Origin of the sequence: Saccharopolyspora gregorii, from assembly GCF_024734405.1 — a bacterium.
In the GTDB taxonomy this organism is placed as follows: domain Bacteria; phylum Actinomycetota; class Actinomycetes; order Mycobacteriales; family Pseudonocardiaceae; genus Saccharopolyspora_C; species Saccharopolyspora_C gregorii.
On the sequence record NZ_CP059556.1, the window covers coordinates 3,258,051 to 3,270,096 of the forward strand.

The 12,046-nt window shown below is 74.6% G+C and carries 10 protein-coding genes; 1 reads left to right on the top strand and 9 read right to left on the bottom strand.

What is annotated here, in order from left to right:
- Positions 1–16: 16 nt before the first annotated feature.
- From H1226_RS14045 to H1226_RS14070, 6 genes are all read right to left on the bottom strand, one after another.
- Positions 17–1,303, bottom strand: coding sequence for a sulfate adenylyltransferase subunit 1 (locus H1226_RS14045; protein WP_258341113.1), 1,287 nt, complete (start codon positions 1,301–1,303; stop codon positions 17–19).
- Positions 1,303–2,214, bottom strand: a complete 912-nt coding sequence (gene cysD, locus H1226_RS14050) for a sulfate adenylyltransferase subunit CysD (protein WP_224958722.1) — start codon at positions 2,212–2,214, stop codon at positions 1,303–1,305. Before cysD ends, H1226_RS14045 begins: the two co-directional genes overlap by 1 nt.
- On the bottom strand, positions 2,214–2,987 hold the full coding sequence (locus H1226_RS14055) for an inositol monophosphatase family protein (protein WP_258341114.1): 774 nt from the start codon (positions 2,985–2,987) through the stop codon (positions 2,214–2,216). The genes cysD and H1226_RS14055 overlap by 1 nt, the downstream gene beginning before the upstream one ends.
- The gene (locus H1226_RS14060) at positions 2,984–3,868 is read right to left on the bottom strand and encodes a sulfite exporter TauE/SafE family protein (protein WP_258341115.1); all 885 of its coding nucleotides are present in this window, start codon (positions 3,866–3,868) and stop codon (positions 2,984–2,986) included. The genes H1226_RS14055 and H1226_RS14060 overlap by 4 nt, the downstream gene beginning before the upstream one ends.
- A complete protein-coding gene (cysC, locus tag H1226_RS14065; RefSeq protein WP_373689952.1) occupies positions 3,865–5,385 on the bottom strand; it encodes an adenylyl-sulfate kinase in 1,521 nt (506 codons plus the stop codon). Before cysC ends, H1226_RS14060 begins: the two co-directional genes overlap by 4 nt.
- 125 nt (positions 5,386–5,510) lie before the next feature.
- Positions 5,511–8,462 (bottom strand): alpha-L-rhamnosidase, encoded by a 2,952-nt coding sequence (locus H1226_RS14070; protein WP_258341117.1) that lies wholly within the window; start codon positions 8,460–8,462, stop codon positions 5,511–5,513.
- A gap of 145 nt (positions 8,463–8,607) precedes the next feature.
- On the opposite strand from H1226_RS14070, the gene H1226_RS14075 reads away from it, so the two are divergent.
- On the top strand, positions 8,608–10,080 hold the full coding sequence (locus tag H1226_RS14075; RefSeq protein ID WP_258341118.1) for an MFS transporter: 1,473 nt from the start codon (positions 8,608–8,610) through the stop codon (positions 10,078–10,080).
- Positions 10,081–10,122: 42 nt separating this feature from the next.
- On the opposite strand, the gene H1226_RS14080 is transcribed toward H1226_RS14075, so the two are convergent.
- From H1226_RS14080 to H1226_RS14090, 3 genes are read right to left on the bottom strand one after another with little or no spacing between them, the layout of a single operon-like run.
- Entirely contained in the window at positions 10,123–10,362 is a 240-nt protein-coding gene (locus tag H1226_RS14080) for a hypothetical protein (RefSeq protein ID WP_258341119.1), read from the bottom strand.
- A complete protein-coding gene (locus H1226_RS14085) occupies positions 10,359–10,586 on the bottom strand; it encodes a non-oxidative hydroxyarylic acid decarboxylases subunit D (RefSeq protein WP_258341120.1) in 228 nt (75 codons plus the stop codon). Before H1226_RS14085 ends, H1226_RS14080 begins: the two co-directional genes overlap by 4 nt.
- Positions 10,587–10,609: 23 nt before the next feature.
- Positions 10,610–12,034, bottom strand: coding sequence for a non-oxidative hydroxyarylic acid decarboxylases subunit C (locus H1226_RS14090; RefSeq protein WP_224958708.1), 1,425 nt, complete (start codon positions 12,032–12,034; stop codon positions 10,610–10,612).
- Positions 12,035–12,046 lie beyond the last annotated feature (12 nt).

The window sequence follows — 12,046 nt, forward strand, 5'->3', positions numbered from 1 at the left end:
TGGAGGCGCCGGGTCCTCACCGCGCTTCGGTGATCATCACGGCGCCGACGGTGGCGTGCGTGGCCTCGTCGACCAGCAGGCCGCCGCCGGTGAGCCGGTTGCGCTCGTAGGGATCGCAGAACACCGGCTGCGCCAGCCGCAGGCCGACCTCGCCGATGTCGTTGAGGCCCAGCTTCGCGGCCGGTTCGCGGTGCAGCGTCGTCACGTCCACCCGGTGGTGCACCGCGGTGACCAGGGCCTTGACCGTGCGCGTGGTGTGCTTGAGCAGCAGCCGAGTTCCGGGCCGCAGCACCGGGTTCGCCGCCATCCAGCACACCCGGGCGGTCAGCTCGGTCGCCGCTGCCGGCGGGGCGTCCGGGGCGCACAGCAGGTCGCCGCGCCCCACGTCGATCTCGTCGGCCAGCCGCACCGACACCGACTGCGGCGCCCTGGCCTCGGCGAGCGCGCCGTCCGCGGTGTCCACCGCGGTCACCCGGGTGCGCAGGCCCGAGGGCAGGTGCAGCACCTCGGCGTCCTCGTGCACCGAGCCACCGCTGATCTGGCCCGCGTAGCCCCGGTAGTCCCGCTCGGGGGCGCGGATCACGTACTGCACCGGCAGCCGGAAGTCCCCGGCCGCCCGGTCGTCCTCGATGTGCACCCGCTCCAAGTGCTCCAGTAGCGACGGGCCCTCGTACCACGGCATCCGGTCCGAGCGGTGCACCACGTTGTCGCCGCGCAGCGCCGAGATCGGGATCGCGGTGACCTCGGGCAGCTCCAGCTCCGCGGTGAACCGGGCGAACTCCGCGGTGATCGCCGCGAACACCTCGTGGTCGTGGTCGACCAGGTCCATCTTGTTCACCGCCAGCACCAGCCGCGGCACCCGCAGCAGCCCGGCCAGCACCGCGTGCCTACGGCTCTGCTCGGTGAGCCCGTTGCGGGCGTCGACCAGCACGATCGCCAGGTCCGCGGTGGAGGCGCCGGTGACCATGTTCCGGGTGTACTGGGCGTGCCCGGGCGTGTCGGCGATGATGAACGCGCGGTGCGCGGTCTCGAAGTACCGGTGCGCCACGTCGATCGTGATGCCCTGCTCGCGCTCCGCGCGCAGGCCGTCGGTGACCATCGCCAGGTCCAGCCCGTCGTCGCCGCGCTCGCGGCCGACCAGCTCCAGCATCTCCAGCTGGTCGGCCAGCAGCGAGCGGGAGTCGTGCAGCAGCCTGCCGATCAACGTGCTCTTGCCGTCGTCGACGGCCCCGGCGGTGGCGAACCGCAGCAGGCTGTCGGCGGGGGCGAAGCTCCGTTCCTCCGCATCGGTGGGCAGGCTCATCAGAAGTACCCCTCTCGCTTGCGGTCCTCCATGGACGCCGCGCTCGCGCGGTCGTCGGCACGGGTCTGGCCGCGTTCGGTGACCTTCGTGGCGGCGATCTCGGCGATCACCTCGGCGACCGTGGACGCGGTGGACGGCACCGCCCCGGTGCAGGTCATGTCGCCGATGGTGCGGAACCGCACGGACTTCTCGGTGAGCACCTCGTCCGGATCGCGGTGCACGAACGGGTTGTCGGCGAGGTACATGCCGTCGCGTTCGAAGACCTTCCGCCGGTGCGCGAAGTACAGCGCGGGCAGCTCCACGCCGTCCTGGTCGACGTAGGTCCAGATGTCGCGCTCGGTCCAGTTCGACAGCGGGAACGCGCGCACGTTCTCCCCCGGGCCGATCAGCCCGTTGTAGAGGTTCCACAGCTCGGGGCGCTGGTTGCGCGGGTCCCACTGGCCGAAGGCGTCGCGGAAGGACAGCATCCGCTCCTTCGCACGCGCACGTTCCTCGTCGCGGCGGGCGCCGCCGAACAGCGAGTCGAACCGGTGCTCGGCGATGGCGTCGAGCAGCGTCACCGTCTGCGCCCGGTTGCGGCTGGCACCGCGGCCCTCCTGCTCGACGACGCGGCCCGCGTCGATGGAGTCCTGCACGGACGCGACCACCAGCCGCACGCCGAGCTCGGCGGCGCGGCGGTCCCGGAACTCCAGCACCTCCTCGAAGTTGTGGCCGGTGTCCACGTGCAGCACCGGGAACGGGATCGGGGCGGGCCAGAACGCCTTCTCGGCCAGGCGCAGCAGCACCGCGGAGTCCTTGCCGCCGGAGAACAGCAGCGCGGGCCGGTCGAACTCGGCGGCGACCTCGCGGATCAGGTGCAGCGCCTCGGATTCGAGGACGTCCAGGCGGGACAGGGCGCGTCGGGCGGGCATCAACTGCTCCCCTCGGGAGGTGTTCCAGGTGCGGCGGCCACCGCCGCCAGCAGCGGTTCGGCCAGTTCGGGGCGGCAGACCAGCAGGTCCGGCAGCCACGGGTCGGGTCGGTCGTAGACGAGCGGCGAGCCGTCGAGGCGGCTGGTGTGCAGCCCGGCGGCCCGGGCCACGCCGATCGGGGCGGCGCTGTCCCACTCGTACTGGCCGCCCGCGTGCAAGTAGGCGTCGACCTCGCCGCGGACCACCGCGCTGATCTTGGCGCCTGCCGAGCCCATCGGGACGGTCTCGGCACCGAGCGCGGCGGCGACGGCGGCGACGAACTCCGGCGGGCGGCTGCGGCTCACCGCGATGCGCGGCGGCCCGCCGTGCGCGGCCGGGACCCGCGGCGGGCTGCCGGTGCCGAGCACCAGGCCCGCGGCGGGCAGCGCCACGGCGGCCGCCCGCACCTGGTGCTCCGCGGCGAGCGCCACGTGCACGGCCCAGTCGGGGCGGTCCGGTTCGGAGAACTCCCTGGTGCCGTCGAGGGGATCCACGATCCACACCCGGCCGCCGCCGGAGCGCTTGGGACCCGCGGTGCCGTGCTCGGAGAGCACCGCGTCCTGCGGGCGCTGCTCGGCGAGCGCGGCCAGCAGCAGTTCGTGCGCGGCGGCGTCGCCCTCGTCACCGAGCACCTTGCCGTCCACTTCGGACCGGCGACGCGCGCGCAGCTCCAGCAGGCACCGCCCGGCCTCGTCCGCCAGCCGCGCGGCCAGCTCGTGATCGTCCGCCTTCACCCGGTTCCTCCTTCGGCGCCGGCATCGATCCGCTCCCCCGCCGGGGCCGACGCCCGACCGCGGGAGAACCATCCGGACGACACCGCCGCGGCGGCGAGCGCGACCAGCACGCCGAGCGCCGCCGCCACCGCCGCCCCCGTTCCGGCCAGCATCGCCCCGCTGGCGGCGAGCATGCCGCCCAGCAGCACCCGGACGGGCCGGTCCGGGATGCGCGCCGACAGCAGTGATCCGGCGAGCACCCCGGGTAGCGAACCGGCCAGCAGCGAGCCCACCAACCCGAGGTCGACCTGGCCGTGCAGCAGATGTCCCAGCGCGGCGACCAGCACCAGCGGCACGGCCTGCACCAGGTCGGTGCCGACCAGCCGCGCCGAGCTCATCGCCCGGTCCAGCAGCAGCAGGCACACGATGACGATGGACCCGGAACCGACCGAGGTGGTGCCGACGACGAACCCGGCGGCCGCGCCCAGCAGCACGGCGGGGACCGGGCGGATCCGCGGTGCCGCGCCGGACGCCGGACGTCCGCGGTCCAGGCGCATCCGCACCACCAGGGTCACCGCGGCGAGCAGCACCGCGGCCGCGCTCACCCCCTTGAGCACCGCGCCGGTGCCCGCGCCGAGCCGGCCCGCGAGCAGCGAGCCGAGCAGCGCGCACGGCAGCGAGCCCAGGCACAGCAGGCCCACCGTCGGCAGGTGAGCGGTGCGCCGCCGCAGGTGCACGGCCGCGCCCACCGGTTTCATCACCGCGCCCGCCACCAGGTCGGTGGACACCGCGGCCAGCGGCGGCACGCCGAACACGACGGTCAGCAGCGGCATCGTGAGGGCACCGCCGCCCATCCCGGTCAGGCCGACCAGCGATCCGGTCAGCAGACCGGTCAGGGTCACTCCGAGGTCCACGAGCGCACCCAGCCCCGTTCCCGCAGCAGCGCCACGACCCGGGCGACGGCTTCGCCCTGGGACAGCCCGGAGGTGTCCAGCGCCAGGTCGGCGTCGGTGGGCGGCTCGTAGGGCGCGGACACGCCGGTGAACTCGGGCAGCGCCCCGGCCCGCGCCTTGCGGTACAGGCCCTTGCGGTCGCGGCGTTCGCACTCGCCGAGCGGGGTGGCGACGTGCACCAGCAGGAACCCGCCGCAGTCGGACACCATGCGGCGCACCGCGTCCCGGTCGGCCGCGTAGGGCGCGATGGGCGCGCAGATCGCCGCGCCGCCGTGCCGGGTGACCTCGGAGGCGACGAACCCGATGCGGCGCACGTTGCGGCTGCGGTCGGCGGCGGAGAACCCGAGGCCTTCGCAGAGGGTCCGGCGCACCACGTCCCCGTCCAGCAGCGTCACCGCCCGGTGGTCGTGCTGGCTGAGCTCGTCGCGCAGCGCGCGGGCCAGGGTGGACTTGCCCGCCCCGGACAGGCCGGTGAACAGCACGGTGAAGCCGCGTTCGGCCAGCGGCGGGTGCAGCCTGCGCTGGTGTTCGGCGATCGCCGGAGTGGTGAACCAGGACGGCAACGGGGCGCCCTCGTCGAGGCGGGCGCGCAGCTCCTCGGCGCCCAGGCCGCCACGCCCGCAGCCGGGTTCGACCCGCTCGGCGCGGATCCAGGCGTCGGCGGAGTCGCGGACCAGTTCGGGCGGAGCGACCACGGTGATCGGCGAGTCCTCGACCGGGTCCGCGGTGACCAGGTGGGTCGCGCCGTAGGCGGCGGCGACCTGCGCGGCCAGCGCCGCGTCGGCCTTCGGGTCGGGCCGGCGGGCCAGCGGGACCGGCACGACCGCGGTGCCCGCGGGCAGGTGCGGGCGGGCGGCGAGCAGGGCCTGCACCAGCAGTTCCGGGCGCGGCCCGGTCATCCGGGGCAGCAGCAGCACGTGCCCGTCGAACTCGGCGGCGAGTTCGCGCAGCTGCGCGAGTTCGCGGTGGTGCAGCGGGGCGTCGGCGACGACGCCGAGCACCGGTCCGGCGGGCAGGTCCGCGCGGACCTCGGCGGCGGGCGGGCGCATCCGGCGCAGCGCTCCGGCGGGGTCCGCCGCGGCGCGCAGCACTCCGGCGGCGAAGCAGGTGGTGCCGTCGGACCAGGGATCGTCGTTGCGCAGCACCGCGACCGGGGCGCCTTCGGCGTCGCGCAGCTCGATCCGGGGCGCGTCGGCGAGGTCGGCGGGCACCGGCAGCACGATCGGCGCGGGCCACGGGGTGCCGTCCAGCAACCGGCGCCGGGTGCGCACCGAGTCGACGTCGGCGGCGCCGAGGAATCCGGTCAACGGACCGAAGGCACCGTCCAGCAGCAATTCCACATCGGACAGTTCAGCGGGTTCGGGGGTCCAGCCCGGGATCGTCCCGTCAGGGCCGGGACATTCAGGCTCCGCTCTGCTCGCGCTCACACGCACCTCTGTCCGCTGGTCGGGGCCGACTTGATGCATACCGTGCCGAAGTGGGATCGACGGGTGAACCCCGGTGTCCACTTCTCGCCACATCGCATTTTTCCCACCGCACCGGCACATTTCCAGCCTTGACGAATCGCCGATTCCGGCATTGTTCGCGAACTTCACCGGTCGTTTCGGGACTCCGCGCGGGGCAGCGTCGAGCGGAACGTGCGCTCCCCCGGCCCCAGCTCGAACACGCCGTGCCCGTCGCGGACCAGGTCCGCTCCGGCGGTGCGGCCGGGCACGTGCACCTCGGCGGTGGTGTTCGGCGGGATCCGCACGGTGAGGGTGAACTCGCGCCCGTCGCGGCACCAGCGGGACTCGACCCGGCCCGCGGGGGTGGTGTGGTGGCCCTCGACCCGGCGCAGGTCGCCCACGACCTTGGGCCGGATGCGCAGCCGCCGGAAGCCGGTGGAGCCCGGCGCCTGGTCGAGGCCGGCGAGTCCGGTGTGGAACCACTCGTCGAGCTGGGTCAAGATCATGTGGTTCAGCGAGTTGCGCAGGTCCCACTGCTCCGGAACCGTGCTGAGCCCGCCCGGGTTCGCCGGGGTGTCCCGGAAGAACGCGCCGTAACCGGCGTCCTGGTGCAGCGCCTCCCACAGCAGCTCGTCGCGGTCGGCGTCGCGCAGCACCCGCACCACCGGCCCGAGTCCAAGGTGCCCGGCGCGCAGCAGCGGGCCGCTGGACGCGCGGACGCGTTCGACCAGCGCGGCCAGCACCCGCGGGCGTTCCGGCACGGGCACGATCCCGGCGTCCAGCGGCATCGCCTGCGCCGCCTGCGTCGCGCCCCGCTCGGTCCCGTCGCCGCTGTAGCAGCCGAGGTCGGGCAGGTAGAACCGCTCGTGGAAGGCGCGGGCGATGTCCTCGGCCAGCGCGCCGTACTCGCGCGCGTCCGCGGGGTTCCCCAGTGCCGCGGCCACGTCCGCCACGGCGCGGGCGGTGGCGTGGTAGCCCCAGGTTCCGGTGAGCTCTCCCGCGGTCTCCTCCGCCGCCACCCAGTCGCCGAGCTCGCCGACGACCAGGTGCCGGTGCGCCTTGCGGCGCCGCAGGTAGTCCAGGTAGGCCGTCATGGCCGGGTAGTGCCGCGCCATCGTCTCGGCGTCGTCGTAGAGCCGGTGCAGCAGCCACGGCACCAGCACGATCGCGTTGCCCCAGTTGACCTCGTCGCCGAACCGGTCCCGGTAGCCCCAGTCGTAGACGGGCGCCTTCAGCGCCACGTTGCCCACGTCGGGCCCGCGCCCGGACTGCCCTTCGGCGAGGTGCCGCTGCATCGTCGGCAGGTAGGCCGCGAGGTCGAAGTGCCGGGACAGCACGCCCATCGGGTGCGTGTAGTCGGCGCCGTAGGCCAGCTTCTCCCGGCCGGGGCAGTCGGTGAGCACCGACATCAGGTTCGAGGCGACGGAGAAGTGCGCCATCCGGTGCAGCCGGTCCACCCGCTCGTCGGAGGTGCGCACCGACCCGGCGCGCGGCGCGTCGGCCCGCAGTTGCAGCCCGACGACCTCGGGACGCACCTCGGGTGGCGCGGTGACCTCCACGAAGCGCATCGCGAAGTACTGGAAGGCGGGCTGCCAGGTCTCCCCGCCGGGCAGGCCCGCGGCGGTGTAGGTGTGCAGCACGTCGGTGCCACGCCGGTCGTTGCGGATCGAGGTCTGGTCGACGGAGCCGTCCGGCGCCAGCGATTCACCGGGCCGCAGGGCCACGACGGTGCCCGCGGGCACTTCGGGCAGCCGCAGCCGCGGCCAGCCCGCGAGGTTCTGCCCCAGGTCGAACACCCGGCGTCCCGGTTCGAGCTCGCGCACCCGCACCGGCCGCCACTCGCGCACGATCCGCACCGGCTGCGCCCGGCGCCACACGAGTTCGGTGCCGCCGTTCGGCGGCGTGGTGCGGATCGCGTCGACCCACCCGGCCGGCTCGCCGTCGCGGCGGGTCGCGGCCGCGGTGTGGTCGGCGCCGGGCTCGTCCCAGCCGGGCTGGGCGCGGCGGGCGTCGTGGTCGGTGCCGGAGAACCAGTTGTCGGTGATCGCGGGCCCCAGCGCGGTGCGCCAGTCCGGTCCGCTGACGATGTCGCGCCGCCCGTCGGGCCCGGTCAGCTCCAGGCGGGCGATCAGCCGCGGGGACACCGCGGCGCCGGCGGTCGGTTCCCACTGCGCCACCGGGTCTCCGGAGCCTTCGACGGGTGCGCCCGCGGGGTGCCGGTGCTCCAGCGGCGGGGCGATGATCAGCCCGTGCTCGTCGGCGGCGACGACCTGCCTGCTCTCCCAACGATCGCGGGTGCCGATGGTGACGGTCCCGCCGATGGGGTGGCCACCCGGATCCGGGACGCGGATGCGGTCGGCGCCGGGGTGCGCGGGCACCAGCAGCTCGCCGCGCGCCGGTTCGGTGCTGGTCCACCACGAGTAGGGGTCGCGCGCGCCGCCGCGGGTGCCGTGCCGGTGCACGTGCGCGGTGCCGTGGCCGAGCGCCACGCCGAGCACGTTCGCCCCGGGCAGCAGGAGTTCCCGCACGTCGTGCACCCGGTGTTCGGCGGAGCGCTGGTAGTTCGAGTTCCCGGGGGCCAGCACCTCGTCGGTCACCGGCCGCCCGTTGAGGGTCGCGGCGTGCACGCCCAGCCCGCACAGGTGCAGCCGGGCGGCGCTGATCGGCCCGCACGTGGTGAACGCCTTCGCGAAGATCGGCAGCGGATCGCCGGGTCCGCGGTCCGGGTGCGCGATCCAGCTCGCCGTTCCCCAGTCCCGGCGGGTGAGCAGCCCGAGCTCCCACTCGCAGCGCCCGCTCCACGGGGACCAGCGCTCGTGCTCGTCGCGGACCCGCACTCGCCAGCGCAACCGCTGCCGCGCGGCGGGTTCCGGTCCGCCGCAGCGCACCCGCGCGCGCCCGGACTCGACCACGCCGCTGTCCCACCAGGTCCGGCCGTCCGGATCGGTGACCTCGACCTGGAAGGCGGTCTGCAGGCCGCCGGGTTCCGCGTCCTCCGCGGCGAACCCCCAGCTGAGCACCGGGTGCCGGTCGTCGACGCCGAGCAGCGGCCCGGTGCGGCCGTCGATGCGGAGGCGTTCCGGGCGGATTCCGGTCATCGGCTGCTCCAGCGCGGTCGTCTGCCGCTCTCGTTCTACGCACCGCGGCACCGGCCGTCAACACTCCACAGTGGACGGATGCCCGGGGTGGCGCGGCCGCCTATCCTCGGTGCGTCGGCCGGACGACGGCCGCGGAGAGGACCGCATGACCAGCACCGACGGCAATCCCACCGCCACCATCCCGCTGGCGAGCCGCACCGGCCGGTGGATCATCGCGGGCACCATCCTCGGCTCGGGCGTGGCGTTCCTGGACGGGTCGGTGGTGAACGTGGCGCTGCCCGCCATCGGCCGAGACACCGGCGGCGGGTTCGCGGTGCTGCAGTGGGTGCTGGACGCGTACCTGCTCACGCTGAGCGCGCTGCTGCTGCTCGGCGGGGCGCTCGGCGACCGCTACGGGCGGCGGCGGGTGTTCCAGATCGGGCTCGTGGTGTTCACCCTCGCCTCCCTAGGCTGCGGGCTCGCGCCCAGCGGGGAGCTGCTGATCGTGGCACGGCTGCTGCAGGGCGTCGGCGGGGCGCTGCTCGTGCCGGGCAGCCTCGCGCTGATCAACTCCACCATCCGGTCCGAGGACCGCGGCCGGGCGGTGGGCACCTGGGCCGGCCTGACCGGGGTGTCCTCCGCGCTCGGGCCGTTCATCGGCGGGTGGCTGGTGGACGCGGCGTCCTGGCGCTGGGTGTTCTTCATCAACGTGCCGCTGGCCGCGCTCGCCCTGCACGTCACCGCCCGGCACGTGCCGGAGACCCGCAGCGGGCGGCCCGGCTCGCCCGACCTCGCCGGGGCCGCAACGATCACGCTCGGCCTGGCCGGGGCGATCTACGCGCTGATCGAGCTGCCCGCGCGCGGCTGGAACCCGGTCACCACCGCCGCGCTGGTCGTCGGGGTCGCCGGGCTGGTCGCGTTCCCGCTGCTCGAACACCGCGGGCGGAACCCGATCCTGCCGCTGAACCTGTTCGCCTCCCGCCAGTTCACCGGGGCGAACCTCACCACGTTCACCGTGTACGCGGCGCTCAGCGGCGCGCTGTTCCTGCTGTCGTTGCAGCTGCAGCAGACCCTCGGCTACTCGGCGCTGCGCGCGGGGGTGGCGACGCTGCCGATCACCGTGATCATGCTGCTGATCTCCGGGCGGATGGGTGCGCTGGCGCAGCGCACCGGGCCGCGGCTGCCGATGACGATCGGGCCGTTCGGATGCGCGGCGGGGCTGGCGCTGCTGACCTGGGCGGAGCCGGGCTCGACCTACCTCACCGGGGTGCTGCCCGGGGTGCTCGTGTTCGGGCTGGGCCTGTCGGTGACGGTGGCGCCGCTGACCTCGGCGGTGCTCGCCTCGGTGACCGCCGATCGTGCCGGGGTGGCCTCCGGGGTGAACAACGCGATCTCCCGCCTCGCCGGGCTGGTCGCGGTGGCGGTGCTGCCGCTGGTCGCGGGGATGACCGGGCCCGGGGACACCGTCGCCGACGGGTTCGGGTTCGCCATGCTGGTCTCGGCCGGGGCGTGCGCGCTCGGCGGCGTGCTGTCCTGGTGCACGGTCGGCGGCCGCCGCCTCGCGGTCGAGCCGATGCCGCTGCCCGGGGTGCAGCAGGCCTGCCAGGACCCGTGCACCTGCACCGACGCCCACCGCTGACCCGCCCCGCCCGACCTACTCGGCCGGGCGGGCGCCGGAAGGTCAGCTGACCCGGTCGAAGGTCCACTGGTGCGGTGGTCGCGCGACCAGGTGCGGCGGCGGGGTCGGCAGCCGCGGCGGGTCCGCGTCGTGGTGCGCGATGAGCACGACGCGGTCCTCGGCCGAGCGGTACAGCTCGACCGCACCGCAGCGGGGCACCGCGTGCTCCCGGACCCACGCCAGCAGCTCCGGCTGCGCGCCCGGCGCGGCCCGCACCTCCCACATCAGCGCCCGGCCGCTCACGGCGCACCCCGCAGCGGCGGGACGGCGGGCATCTCGGTCGCCGATTCGACGTCCTGGCGGGTCATCCGGAACGCCTCCGGGTAGGACTCGCGGCGGGTGCGGCGCTCCGGTTCGGTGCTGCGCCAGAAGTAGTGGCAGCACTCGCAGCGGCGCACCTCCCACACCCCGGCGACCGGCGACACGGCCTGCAGCGTCACCTCGGTCGCGGCACAACGCGGGCACATCGCGCTCTCCTCTCGTCGTCGGTTCAGTTCTCGCGCAGCAGGGCGCGCAGCTTCTCCACCCAGCGCCCGGTCTCGGGCAGGTCCCGCACCGGCTGGCCGTAGTGCCCGCGCGCGTCCGGCGCCACCGGCGTCGTCGCGTCGATCACCAGCTTGTCGCTGATGCCCGCGGGCTGCGACCCCGGATCGAGGCCCACCACCGACATGTTCGGCAGCACCACCAGGTCCCCGGCCGGGTTGACCTTCGTGGACAGCGCCCACATCACCTGCGGCAGGTCGAACGGGTCCACGTCCTCGTCGACGACGATCACGACCTTGGTGTAGCCGAGGCCGTGCGGCGTCGTCATCGCCCGCAGCCCCACCGCGCGGGCGAAACCGCCGTAGCGCTTCTTGGTGGACACGATCGCCAGCAGCCCGTGCGTGTACATCGCGTTGACCGCCTGCACCTCGGGGAACTCCGCGCGCAGCTGCTGGTAGAGCGGCACGCAGGTGGCCGGGCCGATCAGGTAGTCGATCTCGGTCCACGGCTTGCCCAGGTACAGCGATTCGAAGATCGGGTCGGTGCGGAAGGAGATGCGGTCGATGCGCACCACCGGCATGTTCCGGCCGCCGGAGTAGTGCCCGGTGAACTCGCCGAACGGCCCCTCGACCTCGCGGCGCCGCCCGACGACCACGCCTTCGAGCAGCACCTCGCAGCCCCACGGCACGTCGAACCCGGTCAGCGGCCCGGTGGCGATCGGCGCCGGGGCCCCGCGCAGCGCGCCCGCCATCTCGTACTCGGACTGCTCGTAGCCGAGCGGGGTGCCGCCGACGATGGTGATCATCGGGTCGTTGCCGAGCGCGATCGCGACCGGCAGGTCCTCGCCGCGCTCCTCGGCCTTGCCCAGGTGCAGCGCGATGTCGTGCATCGGCACCGGTTGCAGGCCGAGTTCGTTCCGGCCCTTGACCTCCATCCGGTAGACGCCGACGTTCTGCTTGGCGAAGTTCTCCGGATCGTCCGGGTCGCGGGAGACGACGGCGGCCTTGTCCAGGTAGAAGCCGCCGTCGCCGTCGTTGAGCCGGAACAGCGGCAGCACCTCGAACAGGTCGACCTCGGCGCCTTCGCGGGAGTTCGCCAGGAACGGCGGGTCGGCGCGGCGCTCGGGGGCGACCGGGAAGTCCTCCCAGCGCCGGATGAACTCCTGCACCTGCTCGCGGGTGGAGGTCTCCGGCGGCATCCCCATCGCGATGGCGTGGTTGGGCCAGGACCCGTGCGCGTTGAGCACGATGCGCGGGTCGGTGAACCCGGTGACGTCGTCGAACCGCAGCGCGGGCGCGCCCTCGCCGAGCCGGGACACGGCGTTGGCGGCGGCGCCGAGGTCCGGTTCCGGATCGACCTGTTCGGTGATCCGCAGCAGCTGTCCCGCCTCGTCGAGCGCATCCAGGTAGGACCGCAGGTCGTCGTGGGCCACTTCTCCTCCTTC